Origin of the sequence: Amniculibacterium sp. G2-70 (genome assembly GCF_014353055.1) — a bacterium.
In the GTDB taxonomy this organism is placed as follows: Bacteria; Bacteroidota; Bacteroidia; order Flavobacteriales; family Weeksellaceae; genus Amniculibacterium; species Amniculibacterium aquaticum.
In genome coordinates this window covers 1,778,286-1,804,187 of the sequence record NZ_CP060698.1, presented here as the reverse complement: position 1 = coordinate 1,804,187, position 25,902 = coordinate 1,778,286, and the positions used below count along the sequence as shown (strand labels likewise).

General features: G+C 35.5%; 34 protein-coding genes and 2 pseudogenes. 3 read left to right on the top strand and 33 right to left on the bottom strand.

Annotation, left to right across the window (positions count from 1 at the left end):
• Positions 1-3 precede the first annotated feature (3 nt).
• The 22 genes from secY to H9Q20_RS08230 form a co-directional block, all read right to left on the bottom strand.
• Complete coding sequence (gene secY / locus H9Q20_RS08335; protein ID WP_124641041.1) at positions 4-1,383, bottom strand: preprotein translocase subunit SecY; 1,380 nt, start codon at positions 1,381-1,383, stop codon at positions 4-6.
• 9 nt (positions 1,384-1,392) lie between these two features.
• Positions 1,393-1,842, bottom strand: coding sequence for a 50S ribosomal protein L15 (rplO, locus tag H9Q20_RS08330; RefSeq protein ID WP_124641039.1), 450 nt, complete (start codon positions 1,840-1,842; stop codon positions 1,393-1,395).
• A 97-nt stretch (positions 1,843-1,939) separates the two neighbouring features.
• Positions 1,940-2,116, bottom strand: a complete 177-nt coding sequence (gene rpmD, locus H9Q20_RS08325) for a 50S ribosomal protein L30 (protein WP_124641037.1) — start codon at positions 2,114-2,116, stop codon at positions 1,940-1,942.
• Between the two features lie 11 nt (positions 2,117-2,127).
• A complete protein-coding gene (gene rpsE, locus H9Q20_RS08320; protein WP_124641035.1) occupies positions 2,128-2,649 on the bottom strand; it encodes a 30S ribosomal protein S5 in 522 nt (173 codons plus the stop codon).
• A 19-nt stretch (positions 2,650-2,668) separates the two neighbouring features.
• Positions 2,669-3,016 carry a 50S ribosomal protein L18 gene (gene rplR, locus H9Q20_RS08315; protein WP_124641033.1) on the bottom strand — a complete coding sequence of 116 codons (348 nt, stop codon included), beginning with the start codon at positions 3,014-3,016 and terminating at the stop codon, positions 2,669-2,671.
• Positions 3,017-3,030: 14 nt separating this feature from the next.
• Positions 3,031-3,576 carry a 50S ribosomal protein L6 gene (gene rplF / locus H9Q20_RS08310; RefSeq protein ID WP_124641030.1) on the bottom strand — a complete coding sequence of 182 codons (546 nt, stop codon included), beginning with the start codon at positions 3,574-3,576 and terminating at the stop codon, positions 3,031-3,033.
• Between the two features lie 17 nt (positions 3,577-3,593).
• Positions 3,594-3,992 carry a 30S ribosomal protein S8 gene (gene rpsH, locus H9Q20_RS08305; protein ID WP_124641028.1) on the bottom strand — a complete coding sequence of 133 codons (399 nt, stop codon included), beginning with the start codon at positions 3,990-3,992 and terminating at the stop codon, positions 3,594-3,596.
• A gap of 111 nt (positions 3,993-4,103) precedes the next feature.
• Positions 4,104-4,373 (bottom strand): 30S ribosomal protein S14, encoded by a 270-nt coding sequence (gene rpsN, locus H9Q20_RS08300; protein ID WP_124641026.1) that lies wholly within the window; start codon positions 4,371-4,373, stop codon positions 4,104-4,106.
• A gap of 3 nt (positions 4,374-4,376) precedes the next feature.
• On the bottom strand, positions 4,377-4,928 hold the full coding sequence (rplE, locus tag H9Q20_RS08295; protein ID WP_124641024.1) for a 50S ribosomal protein L5: 552 nt from the start codon (positions 4,926-4,928) through the stop codon (positions 4,377-4,379).
• Positions 4,929-4,940: 12 nt separating this feature from the next.
• Positions 4,941-5,261, bottom strand: coding sequence for a 50S ribosomal protein L24 (gene rplX / locus H9Q20_RS08290; RefSeq protein ID WP_124641022.1), 321 nt, complete (start codon positions 5,259-5,261; stop codon positions 4,941-4,943).
• A 19-nt stretch (positions 5,262-5,280) separates the two neighbouring features.
• Positions 5,281-5,649, bottom strand: coding sequence for a 50S ribosomal protein L14 (rplN, locus tag H9Q20_RS08285; protein ID WP_124641020.1), 369 nt, complete (start codon positions 5,647-5,649; stop codon positions 5,281-5,283).
• A gap of 2 nt (positions 5,650-5,651) precedes the next feature.
• The gene (gene rpsQ, locus H9Q20_RS08280; RefSeq protein WP_124641018.1) at positions 5,652-5,909 is read right to left on the bottom strand and encodes a 30S ribosomal protein S17; all 258 of its coding nucleotides are present in this window, start codon (positions 5,907-5,909) and stop codon (positions 5,652-5,654) included.
• 9 nt (positions 5,910-5,918) lie between these two features.
• Positions 5,919-6,107 carry a 50S ribosomal protein L29 gene (rpmC, locus tag H9Q20_RS08275; protein ID WP_124641016.1) on the bottom strand — a complete coding sequence of 63 codons (189 nt, stop codon included), beginning with the start codon at positions 6,105-6,107 and terminating at the stop codon, positions 5,919-5,921.
• An 11-nt stretch (positions 6,108-6,118) separates the two neighbouring features.
• Complete coding sequence (gene rplP / locus H9Q20_RS08270) at positions 6,119-6,544, bottom strand: 50S ribosomal protein L16 (protein ID WP_124641014.1); 426 nt, start codon at positions 6,542-6,544, stop codon at positions 6,119-6,121.
• A 103-nt stretch (positions 6,545-6,647) separates the two neighbouring features.
• Positions 6,648-7,379, bottom strand: coding sequence for a 30S ribosomal protein S3 (gene rpsC, locus H9Q20_RS08265; protein ID WP_124641012.1), 732 nt, complete (start codon positions 7,377-7,379; stop codon positions 6,648-6,650).
• A gap of 8 nt (positions 7,380-7,387) precedes the next feature.
• Positions 7,388-7,789, bottom strand: a complete 402-nt coding sequence (gene rplV, locus H9Q20_RS08260; RefSeq protein ID WP_124641010.1) for a 50S ribosomal protein L22 — start codon at positions 7,787-7,789, stop codon at positions 7,388-7,390.
• 2 nt (positions 7,790-7,791) lie between these two features.
• Complete coding sequence (gene rpsS / locus H9Q20_RS08255) at positions 7,792-8,070, bottom strand: 30S ribosomal protein S19 (RefSeq protein WP_124641008.1); 279 nt, start codon at positions 8,068-8,070, stop codon at positions 7,792-7,794.
• A gap of 2 nt (positions 8,071-8,072) precedes the next feature.
• Positions 8,073-8,894 carry a 50S ribosomal protein L2 gene (rplB, locus tag H9Q20_RS08250; protein WP_124641006.1) on the bottom strand — a complete coding sequence of 274 codons (822 nt, stop codon included), beginning with the start codon at positions 8,892-8,894 and terminating at the stop codon, positions 8,073-8,075.
• Positions 8,895-8,972: 78 nt separating this feature from the next.
• A complete protein-coding gene (gene rplW, locus H9Q20_RS08245) occupies positions 8,973-9,260 on the bottom strand; it encodes a 50S ribosomal protein L23 (RefSeq protein WP_124641004.1) in 288 nt (95 codons plus the stop codon).
• Between the two features lie 3 nt (positions 9,261-9,263).
• On the bottom strand, positions 9,264-9,893 hold the full coding sequence (rplD, locus tag H9Q20_RS08240; protein WP_124641002.1) for a 50S ribosomal protein L4: 630 nt from the start codon (positions 9,891-9,893) through the stop codon (positions 9,264-9,266).
• Positions 9,884-10,507: a 50S ribosomal protein L3 gene (rplC, locus tag H9Q20_RS08235; protein WP_124641000.1), complete on the bottom strand. Its 624-nt coding sequence runs from the start codon at positions 10,505-10,507 to the stop codon at positions 9,884-9,886. Before rplC ends, rplD begins: the two co-directional genes overlap by 10 nt.
• 236 nt (positions 10,508-10,743) lie before the next feature.
• Positions 10,744-11,538 (bottom strand): GLPGLI family protein, encoded by a 795-nt coding sequence (locus tag H9Q20_RS08230; protein ID WP_187477477.1) that lies wholly within the window; start codon positions 11,536-11,538, stop codon positions 10,744-10,746.
• A 95-nt stretch (positions 11,539-11,633) separates the two neighbouring features.
• Here H9Q20_RS08230 and H9Q20_RS08220 point away from each other — a divergent pair.
• Together H9Q20_RS08220 and H9Q20_RS08215 are read left to right on the top strand one after the other, a co-directional pair.
• Positions 11,634-12,700, top strand: a pseudogene (locus H9Q20_RS08220) (IS3 family transposase).
• 98 nt (positions 12,701-12,798) lie between these two features.
• Positions 12,799-14,247 (top strand): IS1182 family transposase, encoded by a 1,449-nt coding sequence (locus tag H9Q20_RS08215; RefSeq protein WP_187477341.1) that lies wholly within the window; start codon positions 12,799-12,801, stop codon positions 14,245-14,247.
• A gap of 450 nt (positions 14,248-14,697) precedes the next feature.
• Here the strand turns inward: H9Q20_RS08215 and H9Q20_RS08210 are convergent, their stop codons facing one another.
• The 10 genes and pseudogenes from H9Q20_RS08210 to H9Q20_RS08165 all read right to left on the bottom strand — a co-directional run bounded on the left by H9Q20_RS08210 (position 14,698) and on the right by H9Q20_RS08165 (position 22,407).
• A complete protein-coding gene (locus H9Q20_RS08210) occupies positions 14,698-15,489 on the bottom strand; it encodes a GLPGLI family protein (protein WP_187477475.1) in 792 nt (263 codons plus the stop codon).
• Positions 15,489-15,737, bottom strand: coding sequence for a hypothetical protein (locus H9Q20_RS08205; protein ID WP_187477474.1), 249 nt, complete (start codon positions 15,735-15,737; stop codon positions 15,489-15,491). The genes H9Q20_RS08210 and H9Q20_RS08205 overlap by 1 nt, the downstream gene beginning before the upstream one ends.
• A 195-nt stretch (positions 15,738-15,932) precedes the next feature.
• A pseudogene (locus H9Q20_RS08200) lies at positions 15,933-16,076 on the bottom strand (30S ribosomal protein S10); the annotation flags it as partial.
• Complete coding sequence (locus H9Q20_RS08195; protein ID WP_124640988.1) at positions 16,077-16,358, bottom strand: hypothetical protein; 282 nt, start codon at positions 16,356-16,358, stop codon at positions 16,077-16,079. It lies immediately after the preceding pseudogene.
• Positions 16,359-16,369: 11 nt separating this feature from the next.
• Positions 16,370-17,365 carry a hypothetical protein gene (locus H9Q20_RS08190; RefSeq protein ID WP_124640986.1) on the bottom strand — a complete coding sequence of 332 codons (996 nt, stop codon included), beginning with the start codon at positions 17,363-17,365 and terminating at the stop codon, positions 16,370-16,372.
• Between the two features lie 193 nt (positions 17,366-17,558).
• Complete coding sequence (gene rpsJ / locus H9Q20_RS08185) at positions 17,559-17,864, bottom strand: 30S ribosomal protein S10 (RefSeq protein ID WP_124640984.1); 306 nt, start codon at positions 17,862-17,864, stop codon at positions 17,559-17,561.
• 17 nt (positions 17,865-17,881) lie between these two features.
• Positions 17,882-19,999: an elongation factor G gene (gene fusA / locus H9Q20_RS08180; protein WP_124640982.1), complete on the bottom strand. Its 2,118-nt coding sequence runs from the start codon at positions 19,997-19,999 to the stop codon at positions 17,882-17,884.
• Between the two features lie 6 nt (positions 20,000-20,005).
• Positions 20,006-20,482 carry a 30S ribosomal protein S7 gene (gene rpsG, locus H9Q20_RS08175; protein WP_124640980.1) on the bottom strand — a complete coding sequence of 159 codons (477 nt, stop codon included), beginning with the start codon at positions 20,480-20,482 and terminating at the stop codon, positions 20,006-20,008.
• Positions 20,483-20,507: 25 nt separating this feature from the next.
• Positions 20,508-20,918: a 30S ribosomal protein S12 gene (gene rpsL / locus H9Q20_RS08170; protein ID WP_124640978.1), complete on the bottom strand. Its 411-nt coding sequence runs from the start codon at positions 20,916-20,918 to the stop codon at positions 20,508-20,510.
• A gap of 115 nt (positions 20,919-21,033) precedes the next feature.
• Positions 21,034-22,407 carry a hypothetical protein gene (locus tag H9Q20_RS08165; RefSeq protein ID WP_187477473.1) on the bottom strand — a complete coding sequence of 458 codons (1,374 nt, stop codon included), beginning with the start codon at positions 22,405-22,407 and terminating at the stop codon, positions 21,034-21,036.
• Positions 22,408-22,587: 180 nt separating this feature from the next.
• On the opposite strand from H9Q20_RS08165, the gene H9Q20_RS08160 reads away from it, so the two are divergent.
• On the top strand, positions 22,588-23,064 hold the full coding sequence (locus H9Q20_RS08160; protein WP_124640974.1) for a Dps family protein: 477 nt from the start codon (positions 22,588-22,590) through the stop codon (positions 23,062-23,064).
• A gap of 411 nt (positions 23,065-23,475) precedes the next feature.
• On the opposite strand, the gene H9Q20_RS08155 is transcribed toward H9Q20_RS08160, so the two are convergent.
• The gene (locus H9Q20_RS08155) at positions 23,476-25,296 is read right to left on the bottom strand and encodes a T9SS type A sorting domain-containing protein (RefSeq protein WP_187477472.1); all 1,821 of its coding nucleotides are present in this window, start codon (positions 25,294-25,296) and stop codon (positions 23,476-23,478) included.
• Positions 25,297-25,902 lie beyond the last annotated feature (606 nt).

Sequence of the window (25,902 nt, the reverse complement as noted above, 5' to 3'; positions counted from 1 at the left end):
ATATTATAATCCGCTCGTTCTTGATAATTTTGATTTCATAAGACCATCATAATGATGATTCAACAAATAAGTATTGATTTGCTGAACGGTATCCAGTACCACTCCTACCATAATCAAAAGTGATGTTCCCCCGAAAAATAGGGCAAATCCATCAGTTTGAACAATCGTTCCGTGCACAAATGCAGGAAGGACTGCAAAGATAGCTAAAAATATTGATCCTGGCAAAGTAATTTTTGACAAAATATCATCCAAATAATCGGAAGTGTCTTTTCCTGGTCTTACTTTAGGTATTAGGCCTCCATTTCTTTTCAAGTCATCTGCCATTTGATTTACCGGAATGGTAATCGCAGTATAGAAGAATGAGAAGATGATAATAAGAAGCGCATACAATAAATTGTACTGCCAAGAGAATACATTTTTGAATCCGGCCAAGAAGGTATTGGATTCGTCAAATTTTGTTAATAAACCAGGTACGAACATTAATGCTTGAGCGAAGATAATAGGCATTACTCCAGCTGCATTTACTTTCAAAGGGATCCATTGTCTTGCACCTTGCATAAGGTTTTTGTTTACACCACCTCTAGCCTGAGCACGACTCACATACTGAATCGGAATTTTTCTTACTGCTACGGAAAGTATAATTGCTAGCAGTACCACCAACATCCAGAAAATAACTTCGACTAGGATCATGATAGATCCTAAGCCGCCTTTTCCGGTTTGTGTTGCTACTTCTTGCATGAAAGACTCTGGTAATCTGGAAAGGATTCCCACCATAATTAGTATTGAAATACCATTACCAATTCCTTTGTCGGTAATTTTTTCTCCCAACCACATTGCAAATACAGAACCTGCTGTAAGTATCACGATACTTGGCAACCAGAACATAATAGAGTTCGGTTCTATATAGTATGCAGAAGAGAATTGTGCATAAGGTAAAAACATTTGAGTAATCGAAGTTAGATACGATGGTGCTTGTACGAGACAAACTCCAATGGTAAGCCATCTTGTGATTTGGTTCAAAGTATTTCTACCGGATTCTCCATCTTTTTGTAATTTTTGAAGATACGGAATAGCCATCCCCATCAGCTGCACAATAATAGAAGCAGAAATGTAAGGCATAATCCCTAGAGCCATTACAGAAGCATGACTAAACGCGCCTCCTGTAAACGAGGAAAGCAAGCCAAGAAGTCCTGCTCCTTGCTTGTTTCCACCGTTATTTTTATAATGTTCTAATAAATCCCCAACTTCCGCCAAGTTAATTGCCGGAAGTGAGATATAAGATGCGAATCTATACACTAAAATGATCCCTAAAGTGAAGAGAATTTTTTCTCTTAGTTCCTTCAGGTTCCAAATGTTGTTAAGTGTTTGTATAAATCCTTTCATTCGTTAATTTTAAAGAGTAATTGCTTTACCTCCAGCTTTAGCGATCAGTTCTTCAGCAGATTTGGTAAATTTATCAGCAGAGATAGAAACACCAGATTTCAACTCACCTCTACCCATGATTTTAACCAATTCGTTTTTAGAAGCCAAACCGTTTGCTACCAAAACATCTTTAGTGATTTCTCCTGCGATGTTTTTAGTATCAATTAAAGTTTGGATGCTATCTAGGTTGATGGCTCTAAATTCTTTTCTGTTGATGTTTTTGAAACCGAATTTGGGCAATCTTCTTTGCAAAGGCATTTGTCCACCTTCGAAACCGATTTTCTGAGAATAACCGGCTCTGGCTTTTTGACCTTTATGACCTTTTGTAGAAGTTCCACCTTTTCCGCTTCCTTGTCCTCTACCAATTCTTTTTGAATTGTGAGTAGAACCTGATGCTGGTTGAATGTTATTTAATTTCATTGTTTTTTAGATTTTAGATGTTAGAGGTTAGATTTTGGATTAAAAATCAGACTTAAAAATTAGGTCTGATTTTTAATCGTCTAACTTCTTTTTCAAATTATTTTTGAACTTCTAGTAAGTGTCCTACTGATTTTATCATTCCTAAGATGGAAGGAGTAGCCTCATGTTCAATTACTTGGTGAAGTTTTTTAAATCCTAATGCTTCAAGCGTTCTTTTTTGGGTTTTTGTTCTCCCGATAGCGCTTCTTACTTGTTTTACTTTAATTGTTGCCATTGAGATTATTATTATCCGTTAAACACTTTACTTAATGAAATACCTCTCATTCTAGCGATTTCTTCTGGTCTTCTGATATCCAACAACGCTTTGAAAGTAGCTTTCACTACATTGTGAGGGTTAGAAGAACCTTTAGATTTTGAAAGAATATCTTTGATCCCTGCAGATTCTACAACGATACGCACAGTGTTACCAGCGATAACCCCTGTACCGTGAGAAGCTGGTCTTAAGAAAACATCAGCACCTCCGTATCTTGCAGATACTTGGTGGTGGATCGTTCCGTTAACTACAGGAACTTTCACTAAATTTTTCTTAGCTTCTTCAACTGCTTTAGAAATAGCAGAAGCTACTTCTTTAGATTTACCAAGACCAAAACCGATGGTTCCGTCTTCGTCACCTACCACTACGATAGCTGAGAATCCGAAAGCACGACCACCTTTGGTAACTTTAGTTACTCTGTTAACAGCTACGAGACGATCTTTCAATTCTAATCCTCCCGGTTTTACTTTTTCTATATTATCTAGTCCTAACATATTTCCGAAATTTTAATGATTAGAATTTTAATCCACCTTCTCTTGCACCGTCAGCAAGAGCTTTTACTCTACCGTGATATACAAAACCGTTTCTGTCGAAAACTACAGCTTCAATTCCTGCAGCTTTTGCTTTTTCGGCGATTGCTTTACCAACTTCAGCAGATATTTCTACTTTGGTACCTTTAGCATTCAATGCTCTGGAAGATGCAGAAGCTAAAGTTTTACCGTCTTTATCATCGATTAACTGTGCGTAAATTTCCTTATTACTTCTGTAAACGGACAATCTTGGCAATTCAGCAGAGCCAGAGATTTTCCCTCTTACTCTTCTTTTGATTCTAATTCTTTTTTGTTCTTTATTTAATGCCATTTTCTTAAATTTTATTAAGCAGATTTACCAGCTTTACGTCTTAATATTTCACCTACGAACTTGATACCTTTACCTTTATACGGCTCTGGTTTTCTGAATGAACGGATTTTTGCTACCACCATTCCTAGAAGTTGTTTGTCGTGAGATGACAAAGTAATAATTGGGTTTTTACCTTTTTCAGTCAATGTATCTAGTGTGATTTCTTTTGGAAGATCAACAACGATACCGTGAGAGAAACCAAGAGATAATTCTAGTTTCTGACCAGCGTGAGAAGCTCTGTATCCTACCCCTACCAATTCTAGTTTCTTTTCGAAACCTTGTGTAGTCCCAACAATCATGTTGTTGATAAGAGCTCTGTATAGACCGTGTAACGCTCTATGTGTTTTAGAATCTGAAGGACGAGATACAGTTAGTACATTGTCTTCAATATTCATAGTGATTCCTTCGGTTAGTTGTTGAGAAAGCTCGCCTTTAGCTCCTTTCACTGTAACTAAACCATCCTTTTCAGTAATGGTAACTCCCGCAGGAATGTTTATAATTGCTTTACCAATTCTTGACATTTTCCTTTGATTAAAAATTAATAAATATAGCAGATTACTTCTCCACCTACTTTCTCTTCTCTAGCTTTCTTATCCGTCATTACACCTTTAGATGTAGAGATGATTGCGATACCCAAACCGTTCAATACTCTTGGAAGATCTGCTGATCCTGCATAGTATCTCAAACCTGGCTTAGAAGCTCTTTGGATCAATTTGATCGCTGGTTTGTTGGTTTGCTTATCGTATTTCAAAGCGATTTTGATTGAACCTTGTACGGAGTTATCTTCGAACTTGTAGTTCAAGATAAACCCTTGGTCGAAAAGGATTTTAGTAATCTCTTTTTTGATTTTCGATGCAGGAATTTCCACCACTTTGTGGCCTGCGCTTTGTGCGTTCCTTACTCTAGTTAGGAAATCTGAAATTGGATCTGTTACCATTTTTCTTTTTTGTTATTATTGGTTAATGACAACTAGTATTGCAAATGGCAGTTAGCTATAGGGTATAGCTAACTGCTATAAGCAACTGTGTTGTCTCGATTATTCAAATTGTTACCAACTTGCCTTTTTAACTCCTGGGATAAGACCGTTGTTAGCCATTTCACGGAAAGTTACTCTGGAGATACCGAAAGTTCTCATGTATCCTCTTGGTCTTCCTGTTAGTTTGCATCTGTTATGCAATCTTACAGGAGAAGCATTTTTTGGCAAATGTTGCAATGCTTCGTAATCACCAGCTTCTTTTAGAGCTTGTCTTTTAGCAGCATATTTAGCAACTAGTGCTTCTCTTTTGCGCTCACGCGCTTTCATTGATTCTTTAGCCATGTCTTAGTTCTTTTTGAACGGTAAACCGAAGTGAGTTAATAATGCTTTAGCTTCTTTGTCTGTGTTAGCAGAAGTTACGAAGGTAATGTCCATCCCTTGGATTTTTTTCACTTTGTCGATAACGATTTCGGGGAAAATGATCTGTTCTGTAATACCTAAGTTATAGTTACCTCTACCGTCGAAACCGTCAGCTTTGATACCAGAGAAATCTCTGATTCTTGGCAAAGCTGAAGAAGTTAAACGATCTAAGAATTCATACATTTTGTTGTCTCTTAGAGTAACTCTTGCTCCTACTGGCATTCCTTTTCTTAGTTTGAAAGCAGCTTCGTCTTTCTTAGAGATTGTACCAACTGCTTTTTGACCGGTAATTGCTGTTAATTCTTCAACAGCGTAATCAACGATTTTTTTGTCGGCAGTTGCAGCTCCTAAACCTTGGGAAATAACGATTTTCAACAATTTAGGTACTTGCATTACTGACTTGTACCCAAATTCTTCCATCATTGCAGGAACAACTTTTTCTTTATAGTCTTTCTTGGGTCTTGCTATATATTCCATGTTCTTTTTAAATTATAAAGTTTTTCCGGTGGTTTTAGCAACTCTTACTTTCTTGTCTCCTTCCATTTGGTAACCTACTTTAGTAGCTTTTCCGTTTGCATCCATAAGAGATACATTGGAAATATGGATAGAAGCTTCTTTCTCTACAATACCACCTTGAGGATTAGAAGCAGATGGTTTTGTGTGTTTTTTCACAACATTAACACCAGCTACGATCACTCTTGGATCTTTACCTTCTTTTTTAATCACTTCTAGTACTTCACCTTTACTTCCTTTGTTTTTACCGGTAGTAACGATTACGCTATCTCCTCTTTTTATTTTAACTTTTGTCATCTTTTCTAAATTTTAAAAATTAAAGTACTTCTGGAGCTAATGAAATGACTTTCATGTATTCTTTGTCTCTAAGCTCACGAGCAACTGGTCCGAAAACACGAGTACCTCTCATATCACCGTTTGCGTTAAGCAATACACATGCATTGTCATCAAACTTGATATAAGAACCGTCTTTTCTTCTAACTGCTTTTTTAGTTCTTACCACTACTGCTTTAGAAACTTGTCCTTTTTTTGCATTACCAGATGGTGATGATTCTTTGATGGTTACAACGATTTTATCACCTACTGAAGCATATCTTCTTCTTGTTCCTCCTAGAACTCTGATTACCAATACTTCTTTAGCACCAGTGTTATCAGCTACTTTTAGTCTTGATTCTGTTTGTAACATTATTATTTAGCTTTTTCAATGATTCTTACTAATCTCCATCTCTTACTCTTACTCATTGGTCTAGTTTCTTGGATAAGAACTCTATCCCCTTCTTGGCACTCATTTTTCTCGTCGTGAGCGGTATATTTTTTCGTTTTCAAAACGAACTTACCGTACATTGGGTGCTTGATTCTTGTAGTTTCGCTTACAACAATGGTCTTTTCCATTTTATTGCTGGAAACGATTCCGATTCTTTCTTTTCTTAAATTTCTTTCCATAATAAAACGAAATTATTGTTGTTTTGCGGTTAATTCTGTATTAAGTCTAGCGATTGCTCTTCTTAAATCTCTAACTTGGATAGGATTTTCAATTGGGCTGATTTTGTGAGCCAATTTCAACTTGTTATAGTTTACTTTAGCTTCAGCTAATTGTACTTTTAAATCCTCAACGCTTAAATTTTTGATATCAGCTTGTTTCATTTTATAAAAGATTAAAGAGGTTTAACAAAATCGTTAGCTACTACAAATTTCGTTACGATTGGTAGTTTTTGAGCGGCAAGACGAAGAGCTTCTTTAGCTACTTCGTAAGGTACTCCACCTACTTCGAACATTACTTTTCCAGGTTTTACTACAGCTACCCAATATTCTACAGCACCTTTACCTTTACCCATCCTTACTTCGGCTGGTTTTTTGGTGATTGGTTTATCTGGGAATATTTTGATCCATAGTTGACCTTCTCTTTTCATATATCTGGTTGCAGCAATACGAGCAGCCTCGATTTGTCTTGCTGTAATCCAAGCTCCGTCAATCGCTTTGATTCCGAAAGTACCGTACGCAAGTTGAGATCCTCTTTGCGCATTTCCTTTCATCTTCATTTTATGAACACGACGAAACTTTACTCTTTTTGGTTGTAACATAATTTTTAGATGTTAGATGTTAGATGTTAGATGTTTAGATAAATTTTAAATCAGTTCTTGTAACGGAAGTTCTAATTTCTAATTTCTCGTTTCTAACTTCTGATTAATTATTGTTATTTCTTCTTGGTTTTCTGTCACCACTTCTTTCGTTTCTACCTCCGGCTGGTGATTTTTTTTGTTGTTGTCCTACTAGTGGAGTAAGGTCTCTTTTACCGTACACTTCTCCTTTCATAATCCAAACTTTTACACCTAATCTTCCGTAAGCAGTATGAGCTTCTGCCCAGTGGTAATCGATATCAGCTCTGAAAGTTGACAATGGGATTCTTCCTTCTTTGAAAGACTCGCTTCTTGCCATTTCAGCACCGTTCAAACGACCTGAGATCATTACTTTGATCCCTTCAGCTCCCATTCTCATTGTAGATGCGATTGCCATTTTAACAGCTCTTCTGTAAGAAATTCTGTTTTCAATTTGCTTTGCAATACTTTGAGCTACTAAGATAGCGTCTAGTTCTGGTCTTTTGATTTCGAAGATGTTGATTTGAACTTCTTTACCAGTAAGTTTTTTCAACTCTTCTTTTAATTTATCAACCTCTTGACCGCCTTTCCCGATGATCAAACCAGGTCTTGCAGTTGTGATGGTTACTGTTACTAATTTTAGTGTTCTCTCGATGTAGATTCTTGAGATACCTCCTTTAGATAATCTAGCTTCAAGATATCTTCTGATTTTGTAGTCTTCAGCGATACGGTCACCGTAATCGTTTCCACCAAACCAGTTAGAATCCCAACCTCTGATGATTCCTAATCTGTTTCCAATTGGATTTGTCTTCTGTCCCATACCTTGAATTATTTGTTATCTTTAGAGTCTAAAATGATTGTAACGTGGTTAGATCTTTTTCTGATTCTGTACCCTCTACCTTGTGGTGCTGGTCTTAGTCTCTTCAATTGTCTTGCGCTATCCACGAAAATTTCTTTAACGATTAGGTTAGCTTCTTCGATATCCTTTCCTTCGTTCTTTGTTTGCCAGTTAGCCATAGCAGAAAGAAGAAGTTTTTCTAACTTGTTAGAAGCATCTTTTTTAGAGTACTTAAGGATATAAAGAGCTTTTGCTACACCTTCTCCACGGATGATATCGGCAACCAATCTCATTTTTCTAGGAGAAGAAGGACAATCGTTAAGTTTAGCTTTTACAACATCTCTGTTTGCTTCCTTTCTAGCGAGTGCGCTATCTTGTTTTCTTGTTCCCATAATTATCTACTTCCTTTATTTTTGTTACCACCGTGACCTCTGAAAGATCTTGTCGGAGAAAATTCGCCTAACTTGTGACCTACCATGTTTTCTGTTACATAAACTGGGATAAAAGATTTCCCGTTGTGTACTGCGATGGTTTGTCCTACGAAGTCCGGAGAAATCATTGATGCTCTGGACCAAGTTTTGATAACAGTCTTTTTGTCTGATGCAATATTTGCCTGAACCTTCTTATCTAAAGAATGATGAATGAAAGGTCCTTTCTTAAGTGATCTTGCCATAATTATTTTCTTTTAGATACGATATAACGGTTAGACGCTTTGTTTTTCTTTCTTGTTTTGTAACCTTTTGCTGGTTTACCATTTCTGGATCTTGGGTGACCTCCTGAAGATCTACCTTCACCACCACCCATTGGGTGATCTACTGGGTTCATTACTACGGCTCTGGTTCTTGGTCTTCTACCTAACCATCTGCTTCTACCTGCTTTACCGGATACGGTAAGTTGGTGATCAGAGTTAGATACAGATCCGATCATTGCCATACATTCTGTAAGGATCATTCTAGATTCTCCAGAAGGCAATTTAATGATCGCATACTTACCATCTCTAGAAGTTAATTGAGCAGAAGATCCTGCACTTCTAGCTAGGATAGCACCTTGACCAGGCTTTAGTTCGATACAAGAAATTACGGTACCCAAAGGAATGTTTTTCAATTTCATTGCGTTTCCTACATTCGGCTCTACGCTATCGCCGGAAACGATTTTCTGATCTACTTTAATTCCGTTTGGAGCGATGATGTATCTCTTCTCTCCGTCTGCATACTCTACTAATGCGATGAATGCAGTTCTGTTTGGATCGTACTCTACAGTTTTTACAGTCGCTTCAACATTTGCTTTGTTTCTTTTGAAGTCGATGATTCTGTATTTCTTTTTGTGTCCACCTCCGGTGTAACGCATGGTCATTTTACCAGTTTGGTTACGCCCACCTGACTTACTAATACCAACGGTTAGAGATTTCTCTGGTTTGTTGGTAGTAATTTCTTCAAAGTTATTTACAACTCTGAATCTCTGTCCCGGGGTGATAGGTTTTAATTTTCTAACAGACATTACTATTGTTTATATTATACTTGTTATTAATGGATAATGGCTAATGGCTTTTAGCAAAAAACTAAAAGCCAAGCACTTTTATACTGCAAAGATGTCGATAACTTCTCCTTCGTTAAGTTTTACGACTGCTTTTTTCAATTTGTTGGTTTTACCAACTTGAAGTCCTTTTTTGGTGTATTTCGAAGAAACCTTTGGTGCATAAACCATAGTGTTTACATCCGCTACCTTAACACCATAAGCTGCTTCTACCGCATTTTTGATTTGGATTTTATTGGCTTTCGTGTTTACCAAGAAGCTATAAGTCCCTCTCAAATCTGTAAGGTAGTTTGCTTTTTCTGAAATTACCGGTTTGATGATTACTGACATGATTTATTTTTTTAAGATTTCTGTGAATTTATCTACTGCTCCTTCGAAGAATACGATCTCACCTGCGTTTACCAAATCATAAGAAGAAATTTCGTTATAATTCAATACTCTTGTCTTAGGCAAGTTTCTTGAAGAAAGATATACATTCTGATTGGCTTCAGCTAAGATGAACAACGCTTTTTTACCGTTTAGTTCCAATGCGTTCAATACGCTGATGAATTCTTTGGTTTTTGGAGCGTTCATGCTCATATCTTCCATCACTTTGATGCTGTTGTCTCTCATTTTTTGAGAAAGAACAGATTTTTTAGCCAATCTCTTAAGCGCTTTGTTCAATTTGAATCTGTAGTCTCTTGGCTTTGGACCGAAAACTCTACCTCCACCTCTGAAAGTTGGAGATTTGATATCCCCGTATCTTGCAGATCCAGATCCTTTTTGCTTCTTAAGTTTTTTAGTAGAAGCGGTAATTTCGCTTCTTTCTTTTGACTTATGCGTCCCTTGTCTTTGTGCAGCAAGGAATTGTTTTACTTCTAAATAAACCGCGTGTTGGTTAGGCTCAATTCCGAATACAGATGCATCTAACGAAACTTTTCTTCCGGTTTCTTTTCCTAAGGTATTTAATACTACTAGTTCCATCTTCTTACAATTACATATGAATTTTTAGCCCCAGGAATAGCCCCTTTTACTACTAAAAGATTTTGTTCCTCATCTACTTTCAACACTTGAAGGTTTTGTACGGTAACTTGCTTACCACCCATTCTTCCTGCCATTCTCATTCCTTTGAATACTCTAGAAGGATCGGATCCTGCACCGATAGAACCTGGAGCTCTAAGTCTGTTGTGCTGACCGTGTGTAGCTTGCATTACCCCACCGAAGTTGTGTCTTTTCACAACCCCTTGGAAACCTTTACCTTTTGAAGTTCCAGTTACATCAATATACTCACCTTCTGTGAATAAATTAACAGTTACTTCATCACCTAATTTCAAATCTTCGAATCCGTGGTGGAATTCTACCAATTTCGCTTTAGGAGTTGAACCAGCCTTTTTGAAATGACCGGCTAATGCCTTACCGACATTCTTCTCACTCTTGTCATCGAAACCTAGTTGTACGGCAACATACCCGTCAACCTCTTCGGTTCTGACCTGTAAAACCGAGCATGGACCAGCTTGAATAACGGTACAAGGAATATTCTTCCCGTTTTCGTCAAACAAAGATGTCATACCGATTTTTTTTCCAATAATACCTGACATTGTTTATAAAATATATATAAAATTTATCTTTTTAATGCTCATTTCTCTGAAGTCATTCGTGATTTCTAAGGTTGAATTAGGCACACCATACCCCTAAAATGAGTGTGCAAATATATGAAGATTTTTGTAAACTGCAAATTTTCTTGAAAAATAATTTGAAAATGAGGGGTTTAAAGAAAAAAAAAGACCATTCATTACAAATGGCCATAACTCGATATTGAATCTTGATTGGAAGATTATTCCATAATGGATTTCATATCCAGATCCATTGGGAAATTGTTCATCATCCGTTTTCTCTCCATGACAGAATTGATTAATTTTTGTTTAAAACTCGGATCTTCAACAAAAGCAACATGGTTAAGAATGCTAAGATTGAATACCAAATTATCATACAACTTAAAATACTGCTCTTTGGAAACCGCTTTGACATTTGATGGAATTTGGATAAACTTATGATGCTTTTCAATTTCATCCAACACAAAACGAATGGTTTTTCTATCGTCTTCGACAGAAACTATAAGCCCAGGAAGTCCATTTATTTTGAAAGGGCCAAATGGAAAAGTATAATCGGTAGAAAAATAAGCAATCCATTTTCTCCCAAAAGCTGCAGTGGTTGCTTTTTTACACACGATATTATTAATGGTTTTGGTTTCGTTTGTAATATTCCAAATCAGCTCAGCATTTTGTTTATATTTATAGTATGTTTTACCTTCGTTCAAATAAACTGAAAAATCTTTTTTGGTAGCATCGTAGCTAATCCGATCTAAAAACAGTGTTCTTTTACTTTGCAACTGCTTCATGTCTAACACTTCACCTTTAACTTCATAAAAGTCTGAAAGAATACTTTTATCGGACAAAAAATACGATTGATTTCTATTAAAAAACAGTTTAAAATCTTCAACTTTAGCCTTTCTAGTTAAGGAGTCTAAGATGTAGGTCATTCTGTAATTCGCCCTAAATTCTGATTGAAACCCCTGCCCAACTACAAAGTTTAAACTAAAAAAAAGAAATAATAAAACAATTTTGTACATATCTAGTTTAAAATGATTGGTTTTATGATTAGTGGTATTGTAGTCTTCCCCAAAAACAGAAACGAATATAAATATAGTTTTTAACTTTGGGAAATATGAAACAGAGCAAATTTACAGAGGTTCAGATTGTGAAGATCTTATCTGAACAAAATCAAGGAAAAACGGTAAACGAGATTTGCCGAGATTACGGTATCAGCCAACCTACTTTTTACAAATGGAAAAGTAAATACGGTGGTATGGATACGCACCAACTGGCACAACTCAAAGAGTTTGAGAAACAGCTGTCACAATATAAAAAAATTGTCGCAGAACTAACTTTGGAGAACACTGTTTTAAAAGATGTTATAGAAAAAAAGCTTTAACGCCTTCCGAAAAGCGAGAAATGGTAGTATATGCCAAAGAAACCCACAAGATAAGCATAAGGAAGGCATGCGGTTGTTTCGGGCTGAGTTATTCGGTTATGTACTATAAAAAGAGGATTGATTCTCAAGATGATCTCATCCGTGAAGAACTTCGGTTGTTGGCAATACAAGAACATACTTGGGGATTTTGGACAATGCGTTATCGCTTGAAAAACATGGGATTTTGGTGGAATCATAAACGGATTTACAGAATCTACACTTCGATGAATCTAAATTTAAGAAGCAAGAGAAAGAAAAGGCTTCCTGCAAGAGTGAAAGAGCCGCTTCTGCGTCCGATCTATCCAAATGTAACATGGAGTATGGATTTCATGCATGACACTTTGGAAAACGGCAAAAGCGTGAGAAGTTTGAACATTATAGATGATTTTAACAGAGAAATTTTACAAATAAGTATTGATACGAGTTTGCCTTCTGCAAAAGTAATTACCAAGCTGGAAGAACTCATCGAATGGCGAGGGAAACCGGACAAAATACGAGTGGATAACGGACCGGAATTTATTTCAGAAAAATTAAAAACTTGGTGTCAATATCACGAAATTGAGTTGCATTTTATCCAACCGGGAAAACCTACTCAAAACTCTCTTATTGAGCGGTTTAATAGAACATTTAGAACAGAGTTTTTGGATGTATATTTGTTTGAAAGCGTGAAACAAATGAGAAATTATGCAGAAATATGGATGTGGAAATACAACAACGAAAGACCACACAGTGCATTGCAATATCTCACACGAGATCACTGAAAAAGTGAATTTTCAGGAAATATGAAAAAGAAGGAGTTGAAATCTTAGGATTTTAGCTCCTTTTTTTGTACCTTGATAAGGTCTTTTAAAGATAAAGAATGTTAGTCCAACAGCAAAAGATTCAGTTTAGTTCTTATTCCGATTTGTATGATTTAATCGTTCCGAAAGAAAATCTTCTTCGAAAAATTAATGATTTGATAGATTTTTCCTTCATCTACGATGAACTGTTGAATAAGTATTGTTTGAACAATGGTCGCAATGCGGAAAGTCCGGTGAAGATGTTCAAATACCTTTTGTTGAAAAGCATTTACTCGGTTTCTGATGTAGATGTGGTAGAGCGTTCCCGCTATGATATGTCTTTCAAATATTTTTTAGATATGGCTCCCGAAGATGATGTGATAAACCCCAGTTCACTTACAAAATTCAGGAAATTACGCTTGAAAGATACCGATTTGTTGAACCTTCTAATTGGTAAAACGGTAACGATAGCGATCGATAAAGGCATTATTAAATCCAGATCCATTATTGTGGACGCTACACATACTTTATCTAGATCGAATCCATTTTCAAGCATAGAAGTACTGAGAGAGCGTTCGAGATTAGTTCGTAAAACGGTTTATCAATTTGATGAAAACTTCAAATCAAAAATGCCGGTCAAGAATACTGAAAACGATCTGAACAAAGAATTGGCTTATTGTAGAGAACTTGAAAAATGCATAGAAGATGAGCCATCAATAAGTGAGATTCCGGCAGTGAAAGAGAAATTAAATCTTTTGAGGGAAACAGCCGAAGACACCGATGAACAGCTAACTTTCTCAAAAGACACGGATGCCAAAATCGGACATAAATCCGCAGACAGTTCCTTTTTCGGTTACAAAACACATTTGGCGATGAGTGAAGAGCGGATTATCACCGCAGCAGTGGTAACTTCGGGAGAAAAAGGAGACGGGCCTGAATTGCCAAAATTACTGCAAATGAGCCAAGACAACGGAATGGAAGTGGAAACCATCATTGGCGATTCGGCTTATAGTGGAAAAGAAAATCTGAAAATTGCCAGCGAACAGGATATAAAAATTGTTGCAAAGTTAAATCCATCCATTACACAAGGATGTAGGAAAGAAAAAGACCAGTTTGATTACAATAAGGATGCTGACAGATTTGTTTGTCCTGCCGGGCATTTAGCCATCAGAAAAGCCCATCAGAACAGAAAGAATGTCGGCAAAAATCAAGCTGATGTATATTATTTTGATGTTGAAAAATGTAAAGTTTGCCCATTAAGAGAAGGTTGTTACAAAGACGGAGCAAAATCTAAAACCTACTCGGTTTCTATAAAATCAGAATTACACCAAGAACAGATGGCTTTTCAGGAAAGTGATTATTACAAAGAAAAGTCGAAACACCGGTATAAAATTGAAGCCAAAAACAGTGAACTTAAAAATGTTCATGGTTACAAAAGAGCCACTTCTTATGGAATAGAAAACATGCAAATGCAGGGAGCATTGGCTATTTTCGCAGTCAATTTGAAGAGGATCCTGAAATTAATCTAAGAAAAAGAGAACAAAATCATCATCTTTAAAACTCAGCTCCAATTAAATCAAAACAAGCTTTACAAAACCCATTAAATTTAGAACTCCAAAAAATGTAAAGAGCTTATTACCGATTTTAAAGTCGTGTAATAAGCTCTTAATTCTTGTCTGAAATTAAATCTTATTCAAAATGAAGATGGTTTTTCAGTGACCTCCACACCGAGGGATTTTTTATTGAAATATGGAAAAATCAGCCACACTAATCCAGCAGATTTTCCCACATTTCAACAAAATTATTCAACACCAACAACAGAAATATTAAATAAAATCTCTACTTTTGAGTGTTACTAAGAATGGGAAGATTACAGTATTATAAAACACGACCTTCAACAAAATAATCTGTATTTACAAATAATACAGGCTTTGAGGAAGAAAATTCTTGAATATTTGACTGTATTTTAAATTATAAAATTAATTCAATGACAACTCAATGGGATTATCAAACTTCAATTTCTCGTCATAATAATCATTGAATTTCTTGGTGTCTTCAGCACTGTAAGTCACTAACCCACCTAAAGTAAAATCCGACTCAATATTCTTTTTCACTTTAACATAATCACTCTTTGAAATGATTTTGGGTTTTAAAAACCTATTTGCAGAATAATTTTGTTTGAATTTCTCTATGGATGTCGCAGTAAAATGGTAATCGTTTGCATCATCAAAGACCTCTAATATCAACCCGGGTAAATTATTGAATTTGTAGGGTCCAAAAGGAAAAGGACAATCTACAGCATAATAAGCAATCCAATTTCTACCGTATTTTGTAATTGTAGCTTTTTGACAGTGAAAGCCTAATAATTCTTTAAATTCATTTTCAACGCTCCAATTCCAAGGACTTTCTTCTATATAACCAAATTCATGATCGATTTTTATTGAATTGGTCAGTTCAATTTTATTTTTACTTGTATAAATATTATATTGATTATTAATATCAAAATGAGGTAGAAGTTGTTCAAATTGCATTCCCTTAGCTTTAAGAGAGTCCATTACAAAAGCTTTCTTGGCTTTAAAAACCGCATCACTATTACTTGCTACCAACCATGATTCTTCCTTTTGTTTATCTTCATTCGCTTTCAAAGTGTACTTTGCTGATAAAATATACCCTACCTTAATTTCAGATTTTATTGTTATTTGTGAATACAAAAAAGAAGAAAAGAAAATACTAAAAATAAAGGATAATTTCAATGAAAAAAATTTACGCATTATGAATCTTTTTGGGTAATTGTAACCTCTTTTACGGGTACTTTACAATCTCTTAGGTTAATATCATTTGCAATAATTAAAGCAGCAGATAAAGTAAGTTCTTTAACTACTGAAAAATGAGTGAATGTTGAACATGTAGACGCGTAAACATAAGTACAACCTTTAGGCTTACATTCAATTGTTTTAATTTTTTGGGCACTCATCAATCCAGCAACTCCTAGGGCTGCAACTAAAAATAATTTCCTCATAACTTTTTGTTTTTATTTGTTAATGAGGTAAAACTAAAACTAAAACTAAAACTAAAACTGTGCAAGTTTTTGTGTTAGAAACAATTGAATTTAGCAGAATTTAACACTTTTATGAAAATAAAAATTCCCTTTTCAATTAAGAAAAGGGAATTCATATACTAGCAAAATGCTTTGTTAAGGCCTAAGCCCTGGTTATCACACTTTGATTTCTACTTCTACACCAGATGGAAGTTCTAACTTCATTAGAGCATCAACCGTTTTGGAAGAAGAAGAGTAGATGTCCATCAATCTCTTGTGAGCTGATAATTGGAAATGCTCTCTTGCTTTATTATTTATGAATTATGTAAAAAAAATCAGCACACAATTACAAATATTAATCAAGAGTAAAATAATTCCATATTTTCTTTTTTGAACCATTGCTATTATAGAATAAATCATTAATAAAAAGGGTAGAATTAAAACTGTAATAAAATTAAAATTTGCAAGAAATGTAATTGCTTGCATTAATGCATCTGCAATTTCATTTCCTAATTTATTTTGATAGAAATAATACGCTTGCAAAATAATATTAATAAGAACTAGCAAACTTACTACTATGATAATTTTATGAAACTTTTCCATTATTAATCAATTTAAATGATATTAGTTATTATCTTAACTGGTTTTCCTAGACCGGGTTTACAGCCAGGTCCGCAATACCAGGATGGAAGTCCTTTAGGCGGTATACAAGAAGCACATTGAACATCATGAACATAACACGCTAAAGAAGAATAAACACAACATCCTGAATAATTTCCACAGCAACCCGTATCTGATCCACATCCAATAAAACACCAACTGGAACACCCCATAGGTTGGTATTGAACATTTTCAATAAAGTTTTCAAATTCTGCCGCACTACCATAAAATTCATTTATTACAGTAAATGGTACTTTAGACATACTATTACTTTTAATAAATTCTTTCAAATTTTCATCTTTAGTGCTATGAATATAATTATTAAGTGTGCTCAAATCAACTAAACTTAAGTCAATGAACTGATCCTCTTGAAACACAAAAAAATCTTTGCCTGCTAAAAAACCAGGGTGTAGGGTTCCATTTAAAGGACTATTTGAATTTTCTGCTCTCACTAGGGCATCAATACTTGATTGATAATAATATATAGATGAAAATAAATCAACATTTTTTCCTCCATCAACAACAGACTTTTGATATATCGCCAGAACATACCCATCAATAAATTCGGACAAATCTCTTAAAACTCCAATATCAATATTTTTTTCTCGCAAATTGTCTGCTAATGCAAGAACTCTTTCTTTTTGCTTAATTTTCCAATGGGTTTCAGAAGTGTCAAAAGTATAATCTAATTCAAAAAGTTTTGCACTATCATTAACAACAGACAAAACCTCTACTATACTTTTAAATTCACTTCCATCAATATCAGAATAAAGCCTCAAAACAAATTGTTCGTCGCTTACTTCGTAATTCAAAGCATTTTCAGACTGATTACTCATCGTTCTATACATCGAAATTTCGTTTGGAATACCATCTGAAATTTCTTCTACAGAATTAGTACTACAATTTATAAATAGTAGCACCAATGAAAAATACAAAACAAACTTTTTCATATTCGATTTTTTTTAATTAGTGCTACTAAAACTAAAACTAAAACTAAAACTAAAACTGTGCAAGTTTTTGTGTGAAAAACAATTGAATTTAACAGAATTTAACACTTTTATGAAAATAAAAATTCCCTTTTCAATTAAGAAAAGGGAGTTCATATACTAGCAAAATGCTTTGTTAAGGCCTAAGCCCTGGTTATCACACTTTGATTTCTACTTCTACACCAGAAGGAAGTTCTAACTTCATTAGAGCATCAACCGTTTTGGAAGAAGAAGAGTAGATGTCCATCAATCTCTTGTGAGCTGATAATTGGAACTGCTCTCTTGCTTTCTTGTTAACATGCGGAGATCTTAGTACAGTAAAGATTCTCTTGTGGGTTGGCAATGGGATTGGTCCGTTTACTACAGCTCCGGTTGCCTTTACAGTTTTTACGATTTTCTCAGCAGATTTATCTACCAAATTGTAATCGTAAGATTTTAGTTTTATTCTGATTCTTTGTGACATTTCTAAAATTTTAAAGATTAACCTTTCGCTTTAGTAATTACATCTTCAGCGACATTTTGAGGTGCAGCTTCATATTTTTCAAACTCCATGGAAGAGGTAGCTCTACCAGAAGAAAGTGTTCTAAGTGAAGTTACATAACCAAACATTTCGGATAGAGGAACAAAAGCTTTGATTACTTTTGCGTTATTTCTATCGTCCATACCGTTGATGGTACCTCTTCTTCTGTTAAGGTCACCTACGATATCTCCCATGTATTCTTCCGGAGTTACCACTTCCAATTTCATGATTGGTTCCATGATAACTGCTTTGGCCTTCTTACCGGATTCTTTGAATCCCATTTTAGCAGCCAATTCGAAAGACAACTGATCGGAGTCCACCGCGTGGAAAGATCCATCTTTCAAGGTAACTTTCATAGCTTCTACTTCGAAACCAGCCAATGGACCGTTTTTCATAGATTCTTTGAAACCTTTTTCAACCGAAGGGATAAATTCTTTAGGAATGTTACCACCTTTGATTTCGTTCACGAATTCAAGACCGGTTTTACCTTCGTCAGCAGGACCGATTTCGAATACGATGTCTGCGAATTTACCACGACCACCGGATTGTTTTTTGTAAACTTCTCTGTGGTTAGCAACTGCAGTAAGAGCTTCTTTGTACTCTACCTGAGGTTGACCTTGGTTAACTTCTACTTTAAACTCTCTTCTCATACGATCTACGATGATGTCCAAGTGAAGCTCACCCATTCCGGAGATGATGGTTTGACCAGAAGCCTCATCGGTTTTCACTTGGAAAGTAGGATCTTCTTCTGCCAATTTAGCAAGAGCGTTACCCATTTTATCTTGGTCGGCCTTAGTTTTAGGCTCAACTGCGATACCGATTACCGGATCTGGGAAGATCATAGATTCCAAAACGATTTGGTTTTTCTCGTCGCAAAGGGTATCTCCTGTTTTAATATCTTTAAAACCTACAGCAGCACCGATATCTCCAGCCTCGATGTACTCAACTGGATTTTGTTTGTTGGCGTGCATTTGATAGATTCTAGAAATTCTTTCTTTGTTTCCAGATCTTGTATTCATTACATAAGAACCAGCATCCAATCTACCAGAGTATGCTCTAAAGAAAGCCAAACGACCTACGAATGGGTCAGTAGCGATTTTGAAAGCAAGAGCAGAGAAAGGCTCTTTTACATCTGGTTTTCTTTCGATGTCTGCATCTGTATGAGGATCTGTACCTTTAATACTTTCTTTATCCATTGGAGAAGGAAGGTATTTACATACAGCATCTAGCATGAATTGTACTCCTTTGTTTTTGAAAGAAGAACCACAAGTCATTGGGATGATGGATAGATCGATGGTTGCTTTTCTAAGTGCTTCGTTGATTTCTTCTTCAGAAATTGAATCTGGATCTTCGAAGAATTTCTCCATCAAAGTTTCATCGTAGTCCGCTACGGCTTCTACCAATTTTTCTCTGTATTCCAATACTTCATCCTTCATATCTTCAGGGATTGGAACTACTTCGAAAGTTTGACCTTGACCGGCTTCGTCCCAAACGATAGCTCTGTTCTTAATCAAATCTACCACTCCTTTGAAGTCTTCTTCAGAACCGATAGGAAGTACGATAGGCACTGCGTTAGAACCTAGCATTTCTTTTACTTGGTTTACAACCTTTAAGAAATCAGCTCCGGATCTGTCCATTTTGTTTACGAATCCCATTCTGGCAACTTTGTAGTTATCCGCCAATCTCCAGTTGGTTTCGGATTGTGGCTCTACTCCGTCAACTGCAGAGAATAAGAAAACAAGACCATCCAATACTCTTAGAGAACGGTTTACCTCTACGGTAAAGTCAACGTGTCCCGGTGTATCGATGATGTTGAAGTGATACGGCTTAGTATCTGGTAAAGATTTACCTTGGTCTGTTGGGAAATTCCAAGAACAAGTTGTAGCAGCAGAGGTAATGGTAATCCCTCTTTCAGCTTCTTGCTCCATCCAGTCCATCTGAGATGCACCTTCGTGAGTTTCACCAATTTTATGTGTTTTACCTGTGTAAAACAAAATTCTTTCTGTAGTGGTGGTTTTACCTGCATCAATGTGAGCAGCAATACCGATATTTCTTGTGAATTTAAGATCTCTTGCCATTTCAGATTAGAATTTAAAGTGAGAGAATGCTTTGTTAGCTTCAGCCATTTTGTGGGTATCGGATTTCTTTTTGAAAGCAGCACCTTCTTCTCTAGAAGCAGCGATGATCTCAGCAGAAAGCTTAGACGCCATGGACTTATCGTTTCTCAATTTGGCATATTTAATTAACCATTTCATAGCCATAGAGATTTTTCTATCCGCTCTGATTGGCATTGGGATTTGGTAGTTAGCACCACCTACTCTTCTAGAACGCACTTCTACATGAGGCATTACATTGGTAAGAGCATCCTTCCAAATTTCAAGAGAAGTCTTTTCAGTCTCTCCTTTTTTAGCTTCTACAACATCCAATGCATCGTAGAAAATCTTAAAAGCGATGGATTTTTTACCATCCAACATCAAGTTATTTACAAATCTTGTTACCAATTGATCATTAAATTTCGGATCCGGTAACAAAGGTCTTTTTTTAGCTTTTGTCTTTCTCATTGTTTCGTTTCTTAAAATTTAATGATTACTTTTTCTTACCTTTTGCAGGTGCAGCTACTTGACCTGGTTTTGGTCTCTTAGCACCGTACTTAGATCTTCTTTGAGTTCTTCCGTTCACTCCTGCGGTATCCAAAGCACCACGAACAATGTGATATCTAACTCCCGGTAGGTCTTTCACCCTTCCGCCTCTTACCAATACTATCGAGTGCTCTTGAAGATTGTGTCCTTCGCCCGGGATATAAGCGTTGACTTCTTTTCCGTTAGAAAGTCTTACCCTTGCAACTTTTCTAAGTGCAGAGTTCGGTTTCTTAGGAGTGGTTGTATATACTCTTGTACATACTCCTCGTCTTTGTGGACAGGAATCAAGTGCAGCCGATTTGCTCTTCTTGGCAAGTGTGGCTCTTCCTTTTCTTACTAATTGTTGAATAGTAGGCATTTGATTGCTTTATATAAATTTAGGGTGCAAAAGTACAATTAATTTTTGACACGCAAACAATTATTATAAATATTTTTCAGTAAATCACGGAATTACGAAATATTTTAATTCTCAACTAATTCTTCAGCTTCAATTGAGAAGTGTACAAAACCTGGGATTTATCCCTTACGGTATCGTACTTCAGCCATTTTATTTGCGGGTTGATGGCCCCAATAACCGTTTGCTTTAGTTCTCCAATTTGTTTATTGGTATGTTGGTATTTCACTTCTTTATTAATGATTGGGACTTCGTAAACAGTTGTGGTCACCATGGATTTCTCGTTATTGTACAAATATTTTTTATGTTTAAAACGAGACAATTGTGGCACCATTTGCGATTTGTAATCTAGAAAACTTCCTGCATCTTTCCAGTTGTAAGCGGTTAAAAAAAGAAAAAAGAAAAACGAGATTCTGAAAACAAGCTGATCTTTTTTTTGAACTTGAAAATACAACACCAAAGCAGAGAAAAAGAAAGCAAAATTAGCGATTGCCAACATCCTGACATTCATCTCTTCGATTTGCTGAAACAATCCGGAGACAAATAAACCAACAGTATAAACGATCGTCACAATCCATAATAATTTAGGAAAACTTCCTTTAAAATTAATTTTATTTGATCGATACCATTTTACGAATTTGAAAAACAGAAAAACATCAACAAGCATCAAAACAACCTGAAACATCAAACTCAAATAGCCATTGGATGCGGGTTTTATCCCGATAAAAGGATCCACAACATTGGTCATCCCGAGAAAATCCCTGAAGAGATAAACAAACTGAAACTCACCTCTACCACCTCGCAAATGCTCTCCTGTAAAACTTCCGAAATACATTTGGTTAAATCCCAAGTACGCAAAAATCCCCAACCCCGACAGAAGTAGAAAAGCAAGATAGATGCGCAATTGCTCTACCCTCACCCGCTCTAACCACAGCCAAAACCCAAAGAGAACCAAAGACATATAGATGAAAATCCCGGAATAACGAACGCCAAACATCAACACCACAAGCAACGATGCCCAAAAAACAAACGAAGCAGCTTTTAATTTTTCACTTAAAAAAGAATGAACGACATAAAGTAAAAAGTAAAAAATAAAAATGAACAGACTTTCGGACACGGCTCCGTTCATAGCAAAAAACAAGGATTTGCCGGTGAACAACAACACCGTTTCTTTAAAATAAAATTTCCGAAACCAAGAAAATATAAGGAGCACCACAACCATCAAAAGGTTAATGACCTTATACGCCCAAAAATAATCGCCCAAACTTTCATAAAAAAACCTCAACAAAGCAGGATAAATCAAAGGGAAAAGATTGGTTTTTAATTTTGGAAAATCCGAAGCCATCCCAAAGTAAGAAAGACCGTCCGCTCCTATCCCACCATAAGGCAGAAAAAGAGACTGAAAAAAGTAAACGACCACGATAAAAAACGCTAAAACTTTATATTTAAACATCTATTGAAATTGAAATATTGATTGATAACATGAATAACAATTGATTTCATCTAATCAAAAGATAAAAAAAGTCATCCTGAAAAATTATTTATACAGATTTATAAGTCTTAATTTTACAAAATAATAAACGATTTCAGCAATCAATTCTTATTTAAGAAATTAACTTACAAATATATAAAAATGAAAAAATCCAACATCATTGGCTTGAAAAAGGAAGACTGTGCAAAAATGTCCGAAAAACTAAATGTCCTTTTGGCAAACTATTCTATATTTTACCAAAACACAAGAGGGGCACATTGGAACATAAAGGGAGAGCAATTCTTCACCCTGCATCCAAAATTTGAAGAACTATACAACAGCTTGGTTCTGAAAATTGATGAAATTGCAGAAAGAATCCTCACTCTTGGTGCAACACCCAACCACAACTACAGCGACTACCTGAAAGCATCTTCCATAAAAGAAAGCAAAGAAGTAAGCGATGGAACAAAATGTGTGGAAAATATCTTAGACTCTTTCCAAACGGTTATCGAACTGCAAAGAGAATTATTGGATCTCAGCGACAAAATTGGTGACGAAGGCACCAACTCTTTGATGAGTGGTTACATTACCGAACAAGAAAAAGAAGTTTGGATGTATTCTGCATATCTTGGAAAATAAACCTAAACTGTTGGCTATGAGCAGTAGGCTAAAAGCAGTAAGCGAACGGACGAAAACCTCCGTCACTTTGTTCTTAAAACGAGATACATTGAGAAAGTTTTTAGTGCTAGATTTAGCTCCGAAGGAGCAAACTGTTAATAGGGCATGGATAGGTTGATTTTGGAAAGCTCCGTAGGAGCGACCTATTAAAGAGTTCAGCATTAAAATGAGGTCGCTCCTACGGAGCTTAATTTCCATACACACTCATTTTCTATTAACAGCTCCGTCCCTACGGGACTTTTCTGAATCTGTGAGTATCAATTTTAAAAAATTACTTTTACAAAATCTGAATTTTAAAAATGCTTTTCACAAAAAAACCTTGGTTGTCATAAGATAACCAAGGTTTTTTTTATAAGTATAGAATTTTGTTTTCTATTTTACAATCATTTTAAAGGTTTTTAGGGTAGTTTTATTTCGGGAGACTTCTATGATATAATTCCCTTTGCTTAATAAATTTTGAAACTCGAAAGTTTGTTTTTTCTCATTGTTTAATTTTCTTGTTATTACCAATCTACCCGAAGCATCGTATAATTTTAATTGTAGATTTTTCTGCAACAGCAAAGTACCTACGAGGCTAAAGTTTCCATTGTTAGGATTGTCGTATAATGAAATTTCATTATTCCCTGTGGTCTCCGTAGTTCCCATTCCTGTTTTCTTGTCAAATCTTGCAACATACATTGTATTTTCATTTGGTATTTTTAGGGTTTGGGTAGCATTTGGCGTAACAATACCCACATCAGAAGAGGAAAAACCATACAAATAAAAGGTATTGGGATTAGGTGATGTTACAGAAATTTCATTCAAATAACTTGTAAAATCGCTGACACCCCCGTAATAGGAAGACCAATCCAGTACGCCATCTTGGTTAAATTGGGCAAATAACAAATTGACACCTCCATTATAATTTGTTGTAGTGGGCATCGTACTAACAAATGCACCTGGAGTCGCAAGATTGTTACTACCATTAGTAAATTGTGATAGTGTAATAATTATATCATTCCCCAACAAAGCCATCGTTTGAGGTGTATAGCTCGATATTTCTTCACCGGGACTGCCAAAATAGGTACTCCACAACCTACCTCCTTCATGACTAAATTTGGATAAGAAAATATCACCATTCCCTGCGTTTGTAGGTTGATGACTACCAACCGTACCAAAATAGGAATTATCCGGTGCATTGTCTGCCCAAGAATCTCCTTTTATAAATATACCATTACCATCTACTTCCATAGAAGAAACAAGTTGAGAATAAAACCCAGTTACAGAAGCAATGGGGACTCCGTAGTAGGTACCCCAAGTTCTACCTCCTGTATTCGCATTCAATTTGGTAATACTGCTGTAAGCTTTTTGTGTTTGGAATGCTCCTGCACTTGCCATGACTGAACCATTTGGGTTTTTATCATTTGCTCCTAATACATATAGACTCCCGTCATAATATCGGATTCTGAAAATATCTGCAGGAAAATAAGTTGCCCATAACAGCCCACCATTGGGATTTAGCTTTACAATATAATTGTTATATTGAGGCATAGTGGAAGGTCCGGGTAAAATTTCAAAGTTTTCTACAAATACATTGGGAGTAGTGAAATTATTTTGTTGCAAGGTTCTACCGGCAAAGTATATATTACCATCAGAATCCTGAGCAAACAATACTCCTAAATCATTGGAAGAACTGGTTGGTAAATAGGTCTTCCATTGCATTACCGAATTTGCAGAATATTTTATGAGCATTACATTTCCGGTACCTGTAATAGGTGTGGGCATCCAAGTCCCCGGAGTAGCATTTCCCAAAATACCGGCTTGTTTGTATTGTAAAGAATAACTATTACCATTCGTATCAGAAGAAACCTCAGGATATGTAATGTCATCTGCAATATTGTAATGGGAAGATACCAATGTCCCGGTAGGAGATAAACTGCTTAACAAAACATTTTTATTATTGCCCGATACAAATCCCGTTCCGGAAGTGGTAAATTGATTATAATAGGCGGTGCTATAATTATTATTATACATTACACCATTTGCAAATCTCAAATTACCATTATTACCATTAAAACCCTCTTTAAATGTAAATACACCATTTGCTCCGGCCGGCCCTAAATAGGTACCCCAAATTCTATCGTAATTTTGCGCCAATAAACCGATAGACAATACAAAACAAACCGAATAAAGTAATTTATAAACTATTTTCATAATTACATTTCTACTGAATTTACTGCCATTTTTTCATTACTACAAAAAGTAGTAAACAACATCCCAAAAAAAATTGAGGAAAGAATTACTTTTTTCATAATATTAGAATTTTATTTTGAATGTTTAAAATTAAAATTAAAATTAAAATTAAAATTATGCAAATTTTTTATGAAATAAAACAAAACTTTAACATATTTTAACAAACAATACCTTTTATCTTCTTTAGTTTTGTTTAAAAGTAACTTAATAAATACCAAAAACAAAATACCAATATAGCAAAAATTTGCATTTATAGTTGTTGCTTATGTGAGAAACAATAATATTTACAACTTGTAAAGGAGCATGGATAGGTTGATTTTGGAAAGCTCCGTAGGAGCGACCTATTAAAGAGTTCAGCATTAAAACGAGGTCGCTCCTACGGAGCTTAACTTACACACACTCATTTTCTATTAACAGCTCCGTCCCTACGGGACTTTTCTGAATCTGTGAGTATCTATTTAAAAAAAATACTTTTACAAAATCTGAATTTTAAAAATGCTTTTCACAAAAAAACCTTGGTTGTCATAAGATAACCAAGGTTTTTTTTATAAGTATAGAATTTTGTTT